The organism is Lysinibacillus sp. JNUCC 51, from assembly GCF_015999525.1.
GTDB lineage: Bacteria > Bacillota > Bacilli > Bacillales_A > Planococcaceae > Lysinibacillus > Lysinibacillus xylanilyticus.
In genome coordinates this window covers 504,605-523,344 of sequence record NZ_CP065545.1, presented here as the reverse complement: position 1 = coordinate 523,344, position 18,740 = coordinate 504,605, and the positions used below count along the sequence as shown (strand labels likewise).

Sequence of the window (18,740 nt, the reverse complement as noted above, 5' to 3'; positions counted from 1 at the left end):
TACTTACTTCTAGGATAATAATGCCAAATCCTTTAATTTGACGAATTAATAGTTTTTTTTCTCATGAATGAAGCCTTTGTAAAGCCAGTAAGAAGTATTAGAGAATAGGCCAATAGAAGCCATGAGGCGAAATAACGATCTACATCAGCCGATAAGTTCGGAAAAATATTGTCGAAATAGAATAATACAACTGCATCGATGAGCATTCCGGGTAGTACGATACAAATAGCAGCCAGTAATCGCTCTGTACCTTGTATTTTTTTCATAGAATAAATAGGTATTGTCGATATCCAAATGAGTGGAATAACTAAAATGTAAGCACCAAACATGAGAAAAGGTTCTTCAAGGGTAAAAAAGTATTGCCCTACAAATCGAAACGCAGCACTTGCAAATAGCCAAATCCCAAAACCCCAGCATAAAAAGAATGGCATAGTAGTTCCTCCTCAAGTTATTTTCCTAGACGATGAAGTGTTTCAAGGATTTTTTCGAATTGTTGATAGAATGCATCTACATCTACATCGTCTCTCATCATTACTTGTATTGCAAAACCATCAATAATGGCATTAAAAAAAATGCTCCATGTTTCCATTGAAACGCCATCAATGGGGGATGTATCCCATAATCTTTCTAAAACGTTACATAAATGTTCATTTTCAGACGCTAGGATTTGTCCGATTGTCTGTTTAATAATTGGGTTACTAAAGCCAAAGACGATTAAAGTGAAAAATAATTTATGATAAAAAGAATCGTTTTCATATCGACTTTTAGCAGAGAGAAGTGCAGCTTGAATCACTTGTTGATCAGTCGTCAAAATCTCATTCCAAGAATTTTCACAGATGTCTTGGACAATTTCAAGAATTATTTGCTCTTTTGATTTGAAATGATAATAAATAGTTCCTTGTGTCACACCAGCTTGCTCAGCAACGGCCTTTAATGTAAACTTTTCAATTCCTCTTTCTACTAAACTTTGCTTCGCAGCATTTAATAAATCTGACTTTTCGATACCAGTAGGTTTGGCCATCCTTTTACACCTCCTTTGTTATTAGTTAGTCGGATAACTAACTCTAAAATAACAAAACATCCTTTATTTTACAAGTCTGTTTTAGCAACAGATGATACCTGAGCCTATTGAAAATAATAGAAGCACTCAATAATACCAGATACTATGGTATAATAATAAAAATGGGATAATAAGATAGAGGTACAAATCATAAATTCGATTTGTTTAAAAGGGAAGATCGATGTAAATCCGACGCTGTCCTGCAACTGTAAATGTGAGGACGTATCAAAAAACCACTGTTACGCATTGTAATGGGAAGGTGAAAAGTGTGATGAACATATTCCAGGAGACCTGCCCTTATCTAGTACATCCAAAAAACCTACGAGGATAGGGGTTGGATGCCTATTTGGTTGTCTATTATAAACGTTGATATATGCAAGGTTAACAGTACACTAATAAGGTTTACTTTAGTAAAATAAGGTATATTATATTTGTTGAATAGATTCTCTTTAAGGACAAGAAAAGTAGGTGAACAAAGTGGGGAAATATCAATTGGATACTAAAGGTAAGGCAGCTGTGACAAAGTATCATGAAAAACACAAGCCTGCCAAATTTGATAAAAAGCAGCAACTTGAAAAAATACGTGCGGAATATTTGAAAAAGAAGCAAGAACAAACAGATAAATAATATGAATGAAAACATAGGAAGACTAAAATCTCCCTATGTTTTTCTTATTCGAAGTTCTTTTTTTCAATTGATGATAAGAGTTTATTATTCCCAAAAATTTCAGATTCGGTGACAAAAAACTCGTCATCGGATATCCATTCCTCACTAAAAAATTTCAGTAGCAGAATCAATAGACCTGTGATATTAGTAATCTATTAAGAGAGTGTCAATGTACACAAACCACTCTGGTATAATAATAAAAACGGAATAATAAGATAGAGGTACAAATCATAAATTCGATTTGTTTAAAAGGGAAGATCGGTGTAAATCCGACGCTGTCCCGCAACTGTAAATGTGAGCACGTTTCAAAAGACCACTGTTACGCATTGTAATGGGAAGGTGAAAAGTGTGATGAACATAAGCCAGGAGACCTGCCTTTATCTAGTACAACCAAAAAACCTACGAGGATAGGGGGTGTTGAGTGTGACTAGAGAATTTCTCCTGCATGCTCATAGTACGATGATTGCTAAAAGGGTAGCTTCTATTAGACTGCTTTTTTCGCCATGTCAATCACCGTATTATGTCGTGTATTTGTCATAGTAGACATCTTTCTGAAGAAGGAAAGATGTTTTTTATGCTAAATTGAAGGAGTGTTACACATGAATCTACAAGTAATCGAGTATTATGAAAGTCTGTTAAAAATTGAAGTTATGGAGAAGCAATTTACAAGTACTTCTCAAACATTAAAGGAGACAGTTGAACAATATGTAGGACAAGATGCTGTTCATAAAAATGATATTTTAACAGCTTATTCGAATGTAATGAAAGAACTAATTGGATAAAGTGAAACTTTAATCAGTGGGGACGCATTAACCCCACTGATTATTAGTTTCACCAATCGGGCTATTACGGGCAGTAAAACTCGCGCCTAACTTCTACACTTTTGCTAAATTTATTACTGCCCGTTAAAGCGGGATAAAGTGAAACTTTAATCAGTGGGGACGCATTAACCCCACTGATTATTAGTTTCACCAATCGGGCTATTACGGGCAGTTTAAACTCGCGCCTAACTTCTTTGCTTTTGCTTATTTATTACTGCCCGTTAAAGCGGGATAAAGTGAAACTTTAATCAGTGGGGACGCATTATCCCCACTGATTAGTGTCACCAAAATTAAAAGGCTACCTAATGTTCACCCCAATACGGACATTAAGTAGCCTTTCTTAATAAAAACAATCCTTTTGTTTTCCTTAACCTAATAATATCAATAGGAATACATTTAATTTGTCATAAAAAAAACTCTAGGACTTCATACTTATTTCACTTTTTATATATATAATAATTTTGCGCTTATTATTATAGATTGGAGAATTAGACATGAAGAACACGCTTTATCAGAGCTTTTGGCGAACGCATTTTTATGCCGCATTATTTATAACTCCACTTCTTATTTCGCTAACATTAAGTGGTATAGGTTTTTTATTTTATACCAATGTTGAAAATCAGTTATATGATAAATACTTTTTTGGTGAAAGTGGAAAAACCGAGGTACAATCTATTGATGATGCTGTTAAACTTGCAGAAGAATCATATGCTGGCTATAAAACCAATAAAATTATTGAGTTAGAAGAGCCATATAATACTCGACTTACGATGAAGAATGCAGATGGCAAAGAGAAATACGTGTTTTTAGATGATCATAACCAAATTATTGGTGGTCAAGATGCTGGTTACACATTTGCAAATATTATGAGAAATGCACATAGTTCTTTATTTATTGGGGGAACTTTTGTCAATTATTTAGTAGAACTAGCTGCATGCTGGGCTATTTTTTTACTACTTTCAGGCATTTATATGACGTTTAAAGGAAAAGTACTAAAGAAAACAAAGCAGACAAACAAACGTCAAAAGAGTAGAAAATTCCATGCGCTTGTTGGAACAATTATAACGATACCAATGCTTGTTATTATATTCACAGGCTTACCATGGTCTGCGTTTATGGGGAAATATATTTACCAAGCTTCACAAGATCATCCATCTTTCGGTACGCCGTTATTGCAGCAGCAGCCACCTACATCTGATGTCAGTGAAATTCCGTGGGCTACTCGTCAAGAAACCCCTCCAACGTCAGATTCAGGACATGAAGGACATGCAGCACATCATGGTAACGGAGCCGATACGGTCTGTGGTACGAACCCTTACCAACTAAGCGTAGAAAAGTTGCAACATGAAATTAATGCAATGAATATATCAAAACCATACGCGATTATCTATCCTACTAGTGAAGTCGGTGTCTATACGGTTGCAAAATCTAGTAACACAGGTGTCACAGGTCTTGATGTTAGTCCATATGATGAAACGACAATGTATTTTGATCAGTATAGCGGGAAATATATAGACAAGGTAGGATATGAGGACTATGGTATTCTTGCTAAATGGTTCACGTGGGGAATTCCTTTGCATGAAGGTCACTTGTTTGGCTGGCCAAATAAATTAATTAATTTACTAGTATGTCTAGCATTTTTAGTAGTTATTATTTGGGGAGTTAGCACATGGCTATTACGAAAGAAACAAGGAATGCTATCTGCACCACCTAAAATTTCTCAAAAGGTATCCATTCCTTTTATCATTTTCATGATAATTTTAGGGATACTGATGCCACTATTTGGGCTTTCATTAATTGCTGTGGTACTCGTTGAATTAATCATAAATTTAGTGTCTAAAAATAAATTAGCAAAAAAAGAAGTCAATTAAAATGTTAAGCGATACTGTATCACTTTTTAAGTGAGGAATGCAGTATCGCTTTTCTTTTTCTAGAGCCAACCTTTTTCACTGGCAACTTGAGCAGCTTGTTGTCTAGACTCGACATGGAGTTTTTGAATAGAGGTTGATAAATAGTTTCGAATAGTACCTTTCGTTAAAAATAACTTTTTACTAATCTCATTAGTTGTGAGTCCTTCTTTTACAAGCTGCAAAACAGCAATTTCACGTTCATTAAGTGGATTCTGTTCTTTCATAAACAACGTAGCAGCTAAATCTCTGCTGACGACCTTCTCACCATTCATCACTGTTCTAATTGTTTCGATTAAATAGTCGATCGGTTCATCTTTTAATAAATAACCATGTACCTCACAATCCATCGCTTTTTGTAAATAACCAGGCCGTGCGAAAGTAGTGACAATCATCACCTTGCACGGTAAATTTGCCTGTCTAATTTTTTCAGCAAGCTCAAGACCAGAAAGATGAGGCATTTCGATGTCCAATACACAAACATCGGGTAGTTCTTGTTGAATATATTCCCATGCTTTTTGGCCATCTGAAACTTCTGCGATTACATTTATATCGGGCTCAAACGACAATAAGGAAGTTAAGGCGCCACGTAACATTTGTTGATCCTCTGCTATTAATACTCGTATCATGTAGTTGACTCCTTTTTATAGTGTTGAATAGGCATTGTTAATGTCACAATCGTTCCGCCATTCGGTAAGTTGTCAATGGAAGCATTTCCTTGAAGGGCTTTCATTCTTTCTTTCATCGATGATAGTCCATTCCCATGTCCTTGGTTATGTAAGCCGACACCATCGTCGGCAACGTTTATCCTTAAAACTCCATTTATATAGTTGATATCTATTTGGCATTTTTTTGCTTGACTATGTTTAATAATATTTGTGGTTGCTTCCCGAAGACATAGGGAAAGCATCGTTTCTTCTACACTAGCTAGCAGAAGCTTTGGACAATTATTTCTTATTTTTATTGAAATATCTGCTGTTTGTAAATGCTGCTTACAATGAATAAGCTCACTTTCTAACGAAATAAAATTCATATCGGAGACTAATTCTCTTACTTGTTTTAGTGCTGTTCGTGTTGTTGCTAAAATATCATTTAGCTCATCCTTAACACGCGTTGTATCTTTATCGACTAATTTTGATGTTAGTTCGCTTTTTATTTTAATCATTGTCAATGTATGACCAAGTGTATCGTGGAGGTCTCTCGCAATACGCTGTCTTTCTTCTTGCTGAACAAGCTGGGTATTTACCACTGTTAATTCCGATTGTAATTTTTTGGACTTTTCTACGTAGTAAATTAGCATTGGAAATAATAGCTGAATGATCATAATAGGTATTATTGCTTGGGATTGTAATTTGAACGAGGCTCCTGATTCAAACCAAATAACTATAAAAAACATAAAGGCAATGGCAATCATTCCTATAGCAATATGCCATTTCTTTTTAGCTCTCCCAATTAAATCAGCAAATGTAAATCCAAATAATAACATAGTAGATCCTTCATAAATACCCAGTATGATAATAAGCGTAAAGCCTAGTAAAGAAGCTAGCAATAAACGCCAATCTTTAAACCATAAAGCAATATATAAGGCTGCTAAAAATAGCATAAGGATAATTAATTTAGCTATTAACGGTATTGGAGAGTTCGAACTTAATACCATTGTAAATAAAAAAACTAGTGATACAACATCGATAATTAAATAGCGCTTTGCCTGGTCTCTTGGATAAATCTTTATATTTCACACCAACCCTTGTCGATTATTTCTGCGTGACACTTTGAATGGCATGTTTCCGAATCCATTCCATTGGTCCAACATGAAAATGCTTGATACAAATATGCGCAATGAAAAGTTGTAGAAGGGAGAGGGTTAGCCAAATACTGATAACTTCAATACTATTCAATTTTCCACCCAAACCTAAGCCCCAGCCATAGAAAATAATAGAAGAAATAACATTTTGAAGTACATAGCAACTTAAAGACATTTTCCCAATCTCGCCAAATCTCTTCCATACCCAATCAAGCTTCTTATATTCTACCATTTTACCTAATATACCAATATAACCAATAGATAGAATTGGTGCGAATAAATAACGAACAGGTAAATCAAATGCTCCTCCAGGAATAAAGATTAGGAGATTTAAAGGCACCCCAATAAAAATACCGATTTTGAATAGTTTTTGACGCGCCTGACGTCCTTTGTCATCTTGCGAAAATACACCATTTCTCATCAGCTTAACACCTAGTAAAAATAAAAAGATATTCATTGGAATAATAAAAATAGCTTCCGTTCTATAATAAAGAAAATGTGTTAAACGATATTGTATTTGCTCAAACCAAGTGCCATTTTCATAAAGATTAACGACTGGATCGAGTCCAGCAAGGGAAACATTGGCAGCACCCTGCAATGTGCCGACTAAAATTATTAGAATCATTAGTGCATGGAAACTACCAAAAATGTATAAAGCTCGTTTAATTGCTTTATCACCAAATTTAACGATAAAGGCAACGATGACGGCTGTCACAGCATAGCTCATTAAAATATCATATTCCATGACTAAGGTGAAGTGGATAAGACCTTCCATAAATAAAAAGACTATTGTCCAAATGTACATTCCAGGCCAAGCGTTTCCTTTTCGCAAGGCTTGTTGATATTTTAATTCTAGACCTACACCAAACATTATTGTTAATAAACCAAGGAGTTTACCGTTTACTAAAAATAGGACTGCCATTCGTAAAAAATCGTTCAATGACCACCAACCTGAATAACTACTCGTTGTGATATACGAAATATCTCCAAGATAAGCAAAAATCCAAATATTTGTGCCAAGTGTCCCTAATACGGCAAAGCCTCGTAACATATCGATTAACGGTAATCTTTGTTGTACCTTCATATAAAATCACTCTTTCTTTGTTTTCTTACAATAATGATAAGAAAACGAAAGGAAAAAACATATTCACACCAGTCAAAGGTTCTTTATGACAGGTGTCATTTTATGGTGTATCAAATTAGCAATGATTTAGCGTAAAAGGCCATTACCATAAATCGTGCCTATTTATTTTAAATTTAAATATTGTGAAAACTAATTCGATTAGTTAAAATATGAATATAATTAGTTTGTGAAGGGGATTTGATTTTGAATGAAAATCACGAAGATTGGTACCGTGTTTCAATTGTCATTTATGCCAAGGATTTTTCCTGTTAATTGTTATTTTGTCGAGGAAGAAAGCGAGCTTACACTTATCGATGCAGCACTACCATATAGTGCAAAAAGTATAATAAAAGCGGCTGAAAGTATTGGTAAACCGATTACGAAAATCATCATTACTCACGCACATAGTGATCATATAGGAGCGTTAGACACGTTAAAGGAATTATTACCAGATAGTCAGGTGTGCATTTCTTCAAGAGATGCATTGTTATTGGAAGGGAATAGTGCATTACTTCCAAATGAAAAAAACACACCCATTCGGGGAGGTATTCCAAAAAATATTAAAACTAAACCGGACTTATTACTTGAAGAAGGAGATCGTGTTGGTTCATTAGAAGTGATTGCAACCCCAGGTCATACACCCGGTTCCATCACTCTTTTTGACACGCGCAATAGAAGTTTAATCGCTGGTGATGCCCTTGTAACTAGAGGAAAACTAATAGTAACGGGAGTGATGAATCCGTTGTTTCCATTTCCTGCTCTAGCAACATGGGATAAAAGCACAGCTCTAAAAAGCGCAATAAAATTAAGGGATTTAAAACCAAGCTTACTTGCTGTTGGGCACGGAAAGATGTTGAGGCAACCCCAGGAACTTTTGAACATAGCGATAGCAGCAGCAGAAAAAAATTTTAGATAATCAAAATAGGAAGTGATAAAAATGACACGTCGAATGAAAATAGATTTATCAATTATTTTACAAAAGGCAACGGAGCTAGTTGATGAACAAGGATTGGACCAACTTTCAATTGGACTATTAGCCGAAAAATTGGAAATCCGACCACCTTCCTTATATAACCATCTTGAAGGGTTAAATGAATTAAAGCAGATGTTAGCCATACAGGGAGTAAAGAAACTAAATGAATATATGCTTCAAGCTGCAGTGGGACGTTCAGGCGATGAGGCCATTCGTGCAATTAGTCAAGCATATATTCAATTTGTTAGAGAGCATCCGGGGCTGTATGATGCTAGTACTCGCTTTCCAGATTCTAACGATCAAGAACTACAGCATGCTCAAGAAGCTGTCGTGCAACTTGTACTTCAAGTGCTAGATGCCTATAATTTGCAAGAAGAAATTGCGATTCATATGGTCAGAGGATTACGAAGTATTTTACATGGATTCACTTCTATTGAACAAATGGGGGGATTTGGGATGCCCCTTGATATCAATAAAAGCTTTACAATCCTAATCAATACCTTCATTGAGGGCATTCATGCAGTGATGATTAATGAAGATAAATATATGTAAAGGAAGAAATTTTGATCCTTTTTAAAAGGATTATTATTGAGTGAGGGGCAAAAAATAAGAAGAAGCGGGAAATGCCACAGAGGATTAATTTCCCGCTATAGATGTTGGAGTAGGAGCTTTGTCGTTGAACGATTCTTCTGCTCTTTTTGAATAACCTCCCACACTATTTAGTACATGAATATATTCTATAGTCTAAAATGCCTTCATATTTTAAGTTCATATCGAAATGTTTATCCATTACCTCATAAAGTTCAGGTGCAATATCCTTTGAATGTTGAAGCTCAGGGATTGAGAAGATTGAGTTATTTTTTTGTATATGAATATTTTTAAAACTAGCCTGATTAAACAAAGCTATCCAATCCTTTTTCATTAAACAAGAATCAAATCCATAAAACTGTATGATTTCCTCTTCATTTTTTTCTTCAAGTGGTTGATTAATAGTAAATTCAATGGCAATAAACCGACCGCCTTTCTTTAATAAACGAAAAATTTCTTTTAGGGCATTAGGTTTATTGACAAAAGAAAGAACAGATTCAGAAATAATAAAATCAAATGTATGATCAGGTAATGGTACTTGTTCTATAGAGCATTGCATTATTTTTACGGGTAAGTGATTTTTTTTCATTCTCCTTTTAGCTTTTGCGACCATTTCAGAATTTATATCAATACCTGTTACTTTTGCTTTATATGTCTCTGCCAAATAGGCAGAGGTTTGGCCTGTACCACACCCTACATCCAAAATGTAGGAGTTTTCGTTAATGTTCTCTGCCTTGAATATTTCCTTTGTTAGATTAATACCACCAGGATGCGCACCGCCAACGCCAAATTTGGACAGAAATTCTAGGTATTTTGAATTTTGAATCGGAATCCCTTCTTTATTCGTATTTTTGTATAATATGAAATTAAAAATACTATGGTTCCTGAGTTGTCATGAAGAACCTTTACAAAAAAGGGGGGGAGATTAATAAATAATTTGGGCTTCGACATTTTTACAATACATATCTATATATTTTTTTAGCACCTTATTCGATAGTCTAAACAATAAAAAAATACAGACGTATACTAGAAAAAAGATATTTGATAGGGGGTGAATTGATGCCATTTTATCCGCCTAATCCTAGAATGAGACCACCATTCCCACCAAGAAATAGACAAGGTTTTGGCCCTCCTATGCAAGGTAGAAGAGTGCCACCTTTCTTTTACCCTAATCAACAGCCCCAACCTTCTAGATTTGGAAGATTGCCACAGCATTTAAATACAATTATGAGCCATGCGGGAACAATAACAAATGGATTTGGTATGTTAAGGCAGATGGGAGCATTAATAAATTTCTTTAGGTAGATGGATCTTTTTAGACCGCCTTTATAAAGCAGGAAAGGCTTGAGAATAATTAGAACCCCTCTTAAGAGTAATTTCTCTTAAGAGGGGCTATTGTGATTGATAAATCATATTAATGCTTATTTAAGTTGCTTTTCAATAATAGAGCGATTTTTCTCTTTAAATACTTCATTATGTGATGACACGACCCCGTGGCGGTAGGCAGTAGGCTCTAAATAAGTTTTGATAGAGTTCACAGCATTGGCTGCATCTTGGAAAGTACCTAGAAGGAGATGAATTTTTCCTTCAAATGATAAAATATCACCTGCTGCAAAAATACCAGGCTGCTCAGTTTCTCCCGTGGCTTTCCCTTCGAAATAGTAATCATCTTTTTTAGGAACGGTAATCGCTTGATCTAACTCTAATGATGCCTCACGGTTATAACCATGACTAACAATTACTTCATCAATTTGACGGGTATAGCTTTGCTTTGTTTTTGAGTTTTCACACGTCACTAATTGAATTGCCGTTTTGTCAGCATTAGCGGTCAATTTAGAAATAGTTGTATGGCATTCAATGTTTACTCCAGCATCTATAGCCTCTTGAATTGTTGCTTCATGGGCAGATAATTTATCTTTACGATAAACTACAGTTACGTTTTTAGCGATAGGACTAAGTTCAACTGCCCAGTCAAGAGCCGCATTTCCGCCTCCTGAAATAATAATTTCCTTGTCCACAAAGTGTCGATAAGACTGTACGGTATAGTGTAAATTAGTCATTTCATATTTTTCTGCACCTTCTAGTGAAAGTTTTTGAGGGTTAATAATACCACCACCAACTGCTAAAAGAACGGTTTTAGAGTAATGTTTATCACCTTGTGCAGTATGTAGAATAAAAATATCATCTTGGCGCTCGATAAAATCGACTTTTGTCCCTGTTAAAATGGTTGGATCAAAAGTTTTTGCCTGCGCAATTAACTGTTTTACAAATTGTTCGCCTAATACTGGAGGGTGACCACCAATATCCCAAATTAGCTTTTCTGGATAAAGTAAAACTTTACCGCCAAGCTGTTGTTGACTCTCAATTAACTTCGTTTTCAATCCTCGTAAACCACTATAAAAGGCACTATATAGGCCTGCAGGGCCACCACCAATAATTGTTACATCGTATATATGTTGCATTTATATCGCCACATCCTTAAAAAATAATAAAAAAGTGTTTGACAAAACTTAATAGGAAAACTAGACTAAATTAAGTGATAATGATTATCATTATCGAATAATCGTTATCATAGCATGAAAAGAAGTAAAAGGAAAGAGAGGTTATGTTGTGCGTTTACAAGTTGAATCGATTCGTATCGGCTACGAGGACAAAACGATTGTGCATGATTTATCGCTACAAATTCCGGACGGTAAAATAACGACCATTATTGGTTCCAATGGCTGTGGTAAATCAACACTTTTAAAGGCTATTACAAGGATTTTGAAGCATAAGAGTGGACAAGTCATATTAGATGGTCAAAATATTTCCGAGATGAACACGAAAGAATTAGCGAAAGAGCTTGCCATATTACCACAAAGTCCGGAAAGTGCACATGGTTTAACAGTGGAAGAGCTTGTATCCTACGGTCGATTTCCATATCAAAAAGGTTTCGGTAATTTATCGCAAAAGGATAAAGAAATGATTGACTGGGCCTTAAAGGTAACTAAAACGGATGACTTTCGTCAGAACACAGTTGATGCCTTATCAGGTGGACAGCGTCAGCGTGTGTGGATTGCAATGGCATTAGCGCAAGAGACCGATATTATTTTTTTAGATGAACCAACAACTTATTTAGATATGGCGCATCAATTAGAAGTTTTAGAATTACTTAATAAGCTTAATGAAGAAGAGGGACGCACAATTGTCATGGTGCTACATGATTTAAATCAGGCAGCACGTTTTTCAGACTTTATTGTTGCGCTGTCAAAAGGAGAGCTTGTGAAGTTCGGTACTGCTGAGGAAGTAATGGTACCTGAAGTATTAGAAAAAGTGTTTAATATTGATGCAGTCATTGGTAAGGATCCACGTACAGATAAGCCAATGTGTATTACATATAACTTACTACAAACAGTGTAAAAGGAGATTTATTTATGAAAAAGTGGCTATTACCAATGTTTATGATGGTCGTACTAGTGCTTGCAGCGTGCGGCAATAAAGAAGATAAGGCGGATGAGGGCTCAAAAGATAAAGCATCTGCAGAAACGATTACGTATCAATCAGAATCAGGTCCTATTGAAGTACCAGCTAACCCAAAACGTGTAGTGGTGTTATCTTCATTTGTTGGGGATTTACTAAAGCTTGGCGTTAATGTTGTTGGTATTGATTCATGGTCTGAAGATAATCCAAACTTCCAAGATGAAATTAAAGATGCAGTGGTTGTTGAGAATACGGATATCGAAAAAATTATCGAGCTTGATCCAGATTTGATTATTGGTTTAAATGGTATTGAAAATGCAGATAAATTAGCAGAAATCGCACCAACTGTATTATTTACTTATGGTAAAGTTGATTACTTACAGCAATTTATTGAAATCGGTAAAGTTGTGAATAAAGAAAAAGAAGCAACTGATTGGGTAAAAGATTTTAAAGAACGTGCTGCAAAGACGGGCACAAAAATTAAAGAAAAAATCGGTGAAGATGCAACGGTTACTGTCGCAGAAATGTTTAATAAACAAATGTATGTGTATGGGGATAACTGGGGTCGAGGAACAGAAATTTTATATCAAGAAATGGGCTTGAAAATGCCTGAAAAAGTAAAACAAGATGCTTTAAAACCAGGTTATTTTGCAATTTCTTCAGAAGTATTAAATGAATATGCAGGTAACTATGTGATTTTTAGTACGTTTAAAGGTGAAGATAGCGCCATCAAAAATGCTGCGTGGTTTAAGGATTTAGAAGCGGTGAAGAATGGTCATTTATTTGAAGTGAATGGCAACGAATTTTACTTTAATGACCCAATCACTTTAGATTATCAACTAGATTTCTTTGAAAAGAAATTTTTACAATAATTTCAGTAGAGAGTAGCGAAGGCAAATGACAAAGTTTCGACATTTCCCATTTTGGCTTCAAGTATTGCTTGCACTGATCTTATTAGCGGTGACAGTTACGATCTCACTTTGTGTCGGCGCGGCAAATACAAGTATTGAAGATGTCTATCAAGCGATTGTCGGACAAGACGGTGGAAAGCATTATTCTATTTTACGTGAAATTCGATTTCCTCGCATTATTGCTGCTATTTTTGTAGGTAGTGCACTCGCAGTTGCTGGGGCAATTATGCAAGGGGTTACTAGAAACCCATTAGCAGATCCGGGACTTCTTGGCCTCACAGCAGGTGCAAATGCGGCACTTGCATTAACGATGGCATTTATCCCAAATACGTCGTATTATACGCTTATTTTTGCATGTTTCATAGGTGCAGGTGTAGGGATGATTGTTGTCTATGGTATTGGCGCATCAACAAAGAATGGCTTTTCTCCATTAAAATTAGTATTGGCCGGGGCAGCTGTATCCGCGTTATTACAGGCAATAGCTGATGGTACGGGAATATTATTTAAAATTTCAAAAGATGTTTCGATGTGGACGAGTGGCGGTTTAATTGGCACTACATGGCAAGCTTTAATAATTGCTCCTGTTATTTTAATAGGATTAGTGATAGCTTTTGTATTTAGTCGTCAGCTAACTATTTTAAGTTTAAATGAAGAAGTAGCTGTTGGATTAGGACAAAACACAGCAATCATTAAAGGCATTATGATGTTTGTAGTTGTCATTCTTGCAGGCTCTGCAGTAGCGCTAGTAGGTAATTTAGCGTTTGTTGGGCTAATGGTGCCGCATATTGTCCGAGCAATTGTAGGGACAGACTATCGATTTGTCTTACCGATGAGTGCTATTATCGGTGGATGGTTTATGGTGACTGCGGATTTTGCAGGTAGAGTGATTAATGCTCCATATGAGACACCGGTAGTTGCAATTATTTCAATTATCGGCCTTCCATTCTTCTTACTTCTTGTTCGCAAGGGAGGTCGCCAGATTGTTTAATGTAGGACGAAAAAAACAACGTAGATGGTTAATGGCTTGGATACTATTAACAGTAATTATTTTTGTTATGGGTATTTCAATGGGAGCAGCTTCGGTTTCAATTGATCGAATAATACCGATTTTAATGGGAGACGGTAGCTTCAAAGAATCATTCGTATTGTTCTCAGTTCGTTTACCGAGATTGTTTGTGCTAGCAGCTGCAGGGATGGCATTAGCATTAGCTGGTGCCGTTTTGCAGGGAGTGACCCGTAATGACTTAGCCGACCCTGGTATTATTGGGATTAACGCGGGTGCAGGTGTTGGTATTACGCTTTTTTATCTCCTTGTTAATGGAGATCTACCTAACTTTGCGTATGTGTTACCACTCGTAGGATTTTGTAGCGCTCTATTAACGGCATTCTGCATTTACTTTTTCTCGTATAAGCGCAATCAAGGTGTACAACCGGTCCAGCTCATTTTAGTCGGAGTAGGTGTAGCATCTGCTTTATCGGGTTTAATGATAATGATAATTTCCTCAGCTGAGCGTAGCGATGTGCAATTTATTTCGCAATGGCTAGCGGGCAATATTTGGGGAACAGATTGGCCATTTTTCTGGGCTTTATTGCCTTGGCTTGTGCTAGGCATTCCATTTATTTTTTATAAAGCAAATGTGTTAAATGTACTGGCGATGACAGAACAAACGGCGGTTGGCTTAGGCTTAAATATCGAACGAGAGCGTTTGCAACTATTAGTTGTCTCTGTAGCATTAGCTGCAGCAGCTGTATCGGTTACAGGAGGCATTGCCTTTATCGGTCTTATGGCACCACATATTGCAAAGCAGCTTGTCGGACCACGCTTCCAATTCTTTTTACCACTCACATTATTTATCGGTGCAAGCCTACTAATGCTAGCGGATACTATAGGCCGCGTAGCAATTTCAAGTGCGACAGTGCCAGCAGGTATAGTAGTAGCATGTATCGGCGCACCCTATTTTTTATATTTACTACGAAAAAACGACTGAATGGCTTAGGCTGTTCAGTTGTTTTTGTGTTGAAATGCTTTTCGGTAAGCGAGGTCACATCAAAGGAGAGTAATTCCATGGAGAAGGATAAAATTAGCGCGACGGAAGGGACTCCGATATCGACGGAAGGAACCCCTGCAACGACGGATGTCTATCTCAGAGGGACGGATAGAATTAGCGGCGACGGAAAACTAGACCTCATCGACGGATCGAAGACATAGAGCGACGGAAAGAACTTCGACATTGACGGAAAGAACTGCCGAAGCGACGGATGAAATTAGCGGCGACGGAAAGCGAGGGCCCATCGACGGATAGAAGTCTCAGAGTGACGGAAAGAACTACGATATCGACGGAAAGAAATGCTGAAGTGACGGATGAAATTAGCGGCGACGGAAAGCGAGGGCAGACCGACGGATAAAAGCCTCAGAGCGACGGATAAAAGCCTCAGAGCGACGGAAAGAACTACAATATCGACGGAAAGAAATGCCAAAGCGACGGATGAAATTAGCGGCGACGGAAAGCGAGGGCCCATCGACGGATCGAAGTCTTAGAGCGACGGAAAGAACTACGATATCGACGGAAAGAAATGCTGAAGTGGCGGATGAAATTAGCGGCGACGGAAAGCGAGGGCCCATCGACGGATAGAAGTCTTAGAGCGACGGAAAGAACTACGATATCGACGGAAAGAAATGCTGAAGTGGCGGATGAAATTAGCGGCGACGGAAAGCGAGGGCCCATCGACGGATAGAAGTCATAGAGCGACGGAAAGAACTACAATATCGACGGAAAGAAATGCCAAAGCGACGGATGAAATTAGCGGCGACGGAAAGCGAGGGCCCATCGACGGATAGAAGTCATAGAGCGACGGAAAGAACTACGATATCGACGGAAAGAAATGCTGAAGTGACGGATGAAATTAGCGGCGACGGAAAGCGAGGGCCCATCGACGGATAGAAGTCTCAGAGCGACGGAAAGAACTACAATATCGACGGAAAGAAATGCCAAAGCGACGGATGAAATTAGCGGCGACGGAAAGCGAGGGCCCATCGACGGATCGAAGTCATAGAGCGACGGAAAGAACTACGATATCGACGGAAAGAAATGCTGAAGTGACGGATGAAATTAGCGGCGACGGAAAGCGAGGGCCCATCGACGGATCGAAGTCATAGAGCGACGGAAAGAACTACGATATCGACGGAAAGAAATGCTGAAGTGACGGATGAAATTAGCGGCGACGGAAAGCGAGGGCCCATCGACGGATCGAAGTCTTAGAGCGACGGAAAGAAATGCCGAAGTGACGGATAAAATTAGCGGCGCTGGAAAGCGAGGCCCAACCGACGGATAGAAATTTTAGAGCGACGGAAAGAATATGGCCACCGACGGAAAGTGAGCAAAAAAATACTAACAAGAGCTGAATCGTGGGAATTTTTCCGTTCTTTCTATCTAAAAATGTTGGTGAAAAATTTAATTTGTACTATAGGCATTTCAAGTTTTTTGGAACCTCTTTTAATGAGGTTCTTTTTTTATAAAATAGTCATAGGAGGTGATGAGAAAATGATTTTATTAGATCGTCAGGAATCGGAGCAACACAAAATTTTAGAAGCTTTAATACGAAGATTACCTAGTACACATACTGAATACATGAACTATTTTGAGAAGTTGAGGCGTATACACGCAGGCTTTGCTGGGGAGCAAAGAGTAGATGCCGAATGGCTTGAAATTATTTTACCTCATCCGCATTATTTTCTTCATAATTTACAAATACTCAATCACTTTGGTACTACACATCAAATAGACACCGTTTTACTATGTCCTCAATTTATATTGATACTCGAAATTAAAAATGTAACAGGCTTTCTAGATTATGATGAATCCTTTAATCAATTTACAAGAACAACAGCAGAAGGAGATGTAGAGGGAATGACTAATCCACTTCATCAAGGAAGGCGACATATGGAGTGGATGATGGTTATGTTACAACAGTCCCGGCTTGAGATTCCCGTTCATTATGCAGTCGTTTTTGCAACGAAAAATGCTATTTTATCAAAGAGTTTAAGGGGGCAACCAATTTTTCATGTTTCAGGTCTGCGATATTACGTTAGAGAATTATTTCAGCAGCATAAAGAGGAGGCGATGGATGAGGAAAAGCTCTTTCAATTTGCTTCTAAATTATTGTCCATTCATAGGCCAATCAAAAGAGAAATGGCAATGCCTGTTCAGGATATAGTAAAAGGTGTGCTATGTGAAAGTTGTTTAAATGGACAGACCATGATCTATCGTTACCCAAGATGGTATTGTCAACGCTGCGGAACAGTTGATCAAGAGGCAATTTTTAGAACGCTTGAAGATTATCGATTACTAGTAGGCAAAGCGTTAACAAATAAAAGTTTTTGTGAGTTTTTTAAAATAGATTCGCCGAACACAGCTTATAAATTATTACGAAAGTTACCGTTGAAAGCTGAGGGAACTAAAAGTAATAGGAAGTATTTAATTGGAAATTAAAGAGCAAAAATTCAAGCGGTCTGAATTTTTACTATTTATGTTGTAAATGGATTGAACCAAGACATCAACGAAAAGAACCCTCAAGGTGTTGTATAAAATTAGCGGCGACGGAAAGCAAGGCCCAACCGACGGAAAGAAGTATTAGAGCGACGGAAAGAACCCCTGCAACGACGGAAGTCTATCTCAGAGGGACGGATAAAATTAGCGGCGCTGGAAAGTCCGGCCCAACCGACGGAAAGAAGTCATAGAGCGGCGGAAAGAACCCCTGCAACGAAGGATGTCTATCTCAGAACGACGGATAAAATTAGCGGCGACGGAAAGCAAGGCCCAACCGACGGAAAGAAGTATTAGAGTGACAGAAAGAACCACTGCAACGACGGAAGTCTATCTCAGAGCGATGTATAAAATTAGCGGCGCTGGAAAGTCCGGCCCAACCGACGGAAAGAAGTATTAGAGCGACGGAAAGAACCCCTGCAACGACGGAAGTCTATCTCAGAGGGACGGATAAAATTATCGGCAACGGAAAGCAAGGCCCAACCGACAGAAAGAAGTCATAGAGCGGCGGAAAGAACCCCTGCAACGACGGAAGTCTATTTCAGAACGACGGATAAAATTAGCGGCGACGGAAAGCAAGGCCCAACTGACGGAAAGAAGTCATAGAGCGGCGGAAAGAACCCTTGCAACGACGGAAGTCTATTTCAGAACGACGGATAAAATTTGCGGCGCCGGAAAGTCCGGCCCAACCGACGGAAAGAACCCCTGCAACGAAGGATGTCTATTTCAGAGGGACGGATAGAATTAGCGGCGACGGAAAACTAGGCCTCATCGACGGAAAGAACTTCGACATCGATGGAAAGAACCCTGACCCCGCCGGAAAGACAGTTCAAAACGCAGGACTTCTCGCTTATTTCCTACTAGACAAATACAATTTATAAGCG

At 37.7% G+C, this 18,740-nt stretch carries 21 protein-coding genes and 2 riboswitches; of the genes, 12 read left to right on the top strand and 9 right to left on the bottom strand.

Going from position 1 to position 18,740, the window contains the following annotated elements; all coding sequences use genetic code 11:
• Nucleotides 1-32 precede the first annotated feature (32 nt).
• Both JNUCC51_RS02890 and JNUCC51_RS02885 read right to left on the bottom strand, forming a co-directional pair.
• Nucleotides 33-431, bottom strand: a complete 399-nt coding sequence (locus JNUCC51_RS02890; protein WP_337990752.1) for a DUF5367 domain-containing protein — start codon at nucleotides 429-431, stop codon at nucleotides 33-35.
• A gap of 17 nt (nucleotides 432-448) precedes the next feature.
• On the bottom strand, nucleotides 449-1,021 hold the full coding sequence (locus JNUCC51_RS02885; protein ID WP_337990751.1) for a TetR/AcrR family transcriptional regulator: 573 nt from the start codon (nucleotides 1,019-1,021) through the stop codon (nucleotides 449-451).
• A 161-nt stretch (nucleotides 1,022-1,182) separates the two neighbouring features.
• Nucleotides 1,183-1,373: riboswitch (cobalamin riboswitch) on the top strand.
• Nucleotides 1,374-1,537: 164 nt separating this feature from the next.
• Between JNUCC51_RS02885 and JNUCC51_RS02880 the strand changes: the two genes are divergently transcribed.
• The 3 genes from JNUCC51_RS02880 (at nucleotide 1,538) to JNUCC51_RS02870 (ending at nucleotide 4,418) form a co-directional block, all read left to right on the top strand.
• Complete coding sequence (locus tag JNUCC51_RS02880) at nucleotides 1,538-1,687, top strand: hypothetical protein (RefSeq protein ID WP_166672109.1); 150 nt, start codon at nucleotides 1,538-1,540, stop codon at nucleotides 1,685-1,687.
• A 241-nt stretch (nucleotides 1,688-1,928) separates the two neighbouring features.
• Nucleotides 1,929-2,119: riboswitch (cobalamin riboswitch) on the top strand.
• Nucleotides 2,120-2,325: 206 nt separating this feature from the next.
• On the top strand, nucleotides 2,326-2,508 hold the full coding sequence (locus tag JNUCC51_RS02875; protein ID WP_268636621.1) for a hypothetical protein: 183 nt from the start codon (nucleotides 2,326-2,328) through the stop codon (nucleotides 2,506-2,508).
• A 533-nt stretch (nucleotides 2,509-3,041) separates the two neighbouring features.
• Nucleotides 3,042-4,418 (top strand): PepSY-associated TM helix domain-containing protein, encoded by a 1,377-nt coding sequence (locus tag JNUCC51_RS02870; RefSeq protein WP_337990750.1) that lies wholly within the window; start codon nucleotides 3,042-3,044, stop codon nucleotides 4,416-4,418.
• 59 nt (nucleotides 4,419-4,477) lie between these two features.
• Here the strand turns inward: JNUCC51_RS02870 and JNUCC51_RS02865 are convergent, their stop codons facing one another.
• The 3 genes from JNUCC51_RS02865 to JNUCC51_RS02855 all read right to left on the bottom strand — a co-directional run bounded on the left by JNUCC51_RS02865 (nucleotide 4,478) and on the right by JNUCC51_RS02855 (nucleotide 7,342).
• Nucleotides 4,478-5,083 (bottom strand): response regulator transcription factor, encoded by a 606-nt coding sequence (locus JNUCC51_RS02865; protein ID WP_337990749.1) that lies wholly within the window; start codon nucleotides 5,081-5,083, stop codon nucleotides 4,478-4,480.
• Nucleotides 5,080-6,111, bottom strand: a complete 1,032-nt coding sequence (locus JNUCC51_RS02860) for a sensor histidine kinase (RefSeq protein ID WP_337990748.1) — start codon at nucleotides 6,109-6,111, stop codon at nucleotides 5,080-5,082. Before JNUCC51_RS02860 ends, JNUCC51_RS02865 begins: the two co-directional genes overlap by 4 nt.
• 97 nt (nucleotides 6,112-6,208) lie before the next feature.
• Nucleotides 6,209-7,342, bottom strand: coding sequence for a DUF418 domain-containing protein (locus JNUCC51_RS02855; protein WP_337990747.1), 1,134 nt, complete (start codon nucleotides 7,340-7,342; stop codon nucleotides 6,209-6,211).
• A gap of 247 nt (nucleotides 7,343-7,589) precedes the next feature.
• Here JNUCC51_RS02855 and JNUCC51_RS02850 point away from each other — a divergent pair, with 247 nt between their 5' ends.
• Nucleotides 7,590-8,297, top strand: a complete 708-nt coding sequence (locus JNUCC51_RS02850; protein ID WP_337990746.1) for an MBL fold metallo-hydrolase — start codon at nucleotides 7,590-7,592, stop codon at nucleotides 8,295-8,297.
• A 21-nt stretch (nucleotides 8,298-8,318) separates the two neighbouring features.
• Nucleotides 8,319-8,906, top strand: coding sequence for a TetR/AcrR family transcriptional regulator (locus tag JNUCC51_RS02845; protein WP_337990745.1), 588 nt, complete (start codon nucleotides 8,319-8,321; stop codon nucleotides 8,904-8,906).
• Nucleotides 8,907-9,069: 163 nt separating this feature from the next.
• Here JNUCC51_RS02845 and JNUCC51_RS02840 read toward each other — a convergent pair whose 3' ends face one another.
• A complete protein-coding gene (locus tag JNUCC51_RS02840; RefSeq protein WP_337990744.1) occupies nucleotides 9,070-9,645 on the bottom strand; it encodes a class I SAM-dependent methyltransferase in 576 nt (191 codons plus the stop codon).
• Between the two features lie 718 nt (nucleotides 9,646-10,363).
• On the bottom strand, nucleotides 10,364-11,404 hold the full coding sequence (locus JNUCC51_RS02835; RefSeq protein ID WP_337990743.1) for an NAD(P)/FAD-dependent oxidoreductase: 1,041 nt from the start codon (nucleotides 11,402-11,404) through the stop codon (nucleotides 10,364-10,366).
• A gap of 148 nt (nucleotides 11,405-11,552) precedes the next feature.
• Here JNUCC51_RS02835 and JNUCC51_RS02830 point away from each other — a divergent pair, with 148 nt between their 5' ends.
• The 4 genes from JNUCC51_RS02830 to JNUCC51_RS02815 are packed head-to-tail and all read left to right on the top strand — an operon-like array spanning nucleotide 11,553 to nucleotide 15,300.
• Complete coding sequence (locus JNUCC51_RS02830; RefSeq protein ID WP_100544342.1) at nucleotides 11,553-12,341, top strand: ABC transporter ATP-binding protein; 789 nt, start codon at nucleotides 11,553-11,555, stop codon at nucleotides 12,339-12,341.
• A 14-nt stretch (nucleotides 12,342-12,355) separates the two neighbouring features.
• A complete protein-coding gene (locus JNUCC51_RS02825; protein WP_337990742.1) occupies nucleotides 12,356-13,273 on the top strand; it encodes an iron-hydroxamate ABC transporter substrate-binding protein in 918 nt (305 codons plus the stop codon).
• A 25-nt stretch (nucleotides 13,274-13,298) separates the two neighbouring features.
• A complete protein-coding gene (locus tag JNUCC51_RS02820; RefSeq protein WP_337990741.1) occupies nucleotides 13,299-14,300 on the top strand; it encodes a FecCD family ABC transporter permease in 1,002 nt (333 codons plus the stop codon).
• Nucleotides 14,293-15,300 (top strand): FecCD family ABC transporter permease, encoded by a 1,008-nt coding sequence (locus tag JNUCC51_RS02815; protein WP_337990740.1) that lies wholly within the window; start codon nucleotides 14,293-14,295, stop codon nucleotides 15,298-15,300. Before JNUCC51_RS02820 ends, JNUCC51_RS02815 begins: the two co-directional genes overlap by 8 nt.
• A gap of 380 nt (nucleotides 15,301-15,680) precedes the next feature.
• Here the strand turns inward: JNUCC51_RS02815 and JNUCC51_RS02810 are convergent, their stop codons facing one another.
• Together JNUCC51_RS02810 and JNUCC51_RS02805 are read right to left on the bottom strand one after the other, a co-directional pair.
• On the bottom strand, nucleotides 15,681-15,935 hold the full coding sequence (locus tag JNUCC51_RS02810) for a hypothetical protein (RefSeq protein WP_337990739.1): 255 nt from the start codon (nucleotides 15,933-15,935) through the stop codon (nucleotides 15,681-15,683).
• A 178-nt stretch (nucleotides 15,936-16,113) separates the two neighbouring features.
• Nucleotides 16,114-16,347 (bottom strand): hypothetical protein, encoded by a 234-nt coding sequence (locus JNUCC51_RS02805; protein WP_337990738.1) that lies wholly within the window; start codon nucleotides 16,345-16,347, stop codon nucleotides 16,114-16,116.
• Nucleotides 16,348-16,416: 69 nt separating this feature from the next.
• Between JNUCC51_RS02805 and JNUCC51_RS02800 the strand changes: the two genes are divergently transcribed.
• The 3 genes from JNUCC51_RS02800 (at nucleotide 16,417) to JNUCC51_RS02790 (ending at nucleotide 18,737) form a co-directional block, all read left to right on the top strand.
• Entirely contained in the window at nucleotides 16,417-16,572 is a 156-nt protein-coding gene (locus tag JNUCC51_RS02800; RefSeq protein ID WP_337990737.1) for a hypothetical protein, read from the top strand.
• Between the two features lie 282 nt (nucleotides 16,573-16,854).
• A complete protein-coding gene (locus JNUCC51_RS02795; RefSeq protein WP_337990736.1) occupies nucleotides 16,855-17,802 on the top strand; it encodes a nuclease-related domain-containing protein in 948 nt (315 codons plus the stop codon).
• A 677-nt stretch (nucleotides 17,803-18,479) separates the two neighbouring features.
• Nucleotides 18,480-18,737 (top strand): hypothetical protein, encoded by a 258-nt coding sequence (locus JNUCC51_RS02790; RefSeq protein WP_337990735.1) that lies wholly within the window; start codon nucleotides 18,480-18,482, stop codon nucleotides 18,735-18,737.
• Nucleotides 18,738-18,740: the final 3 nt, after the last annotated feature.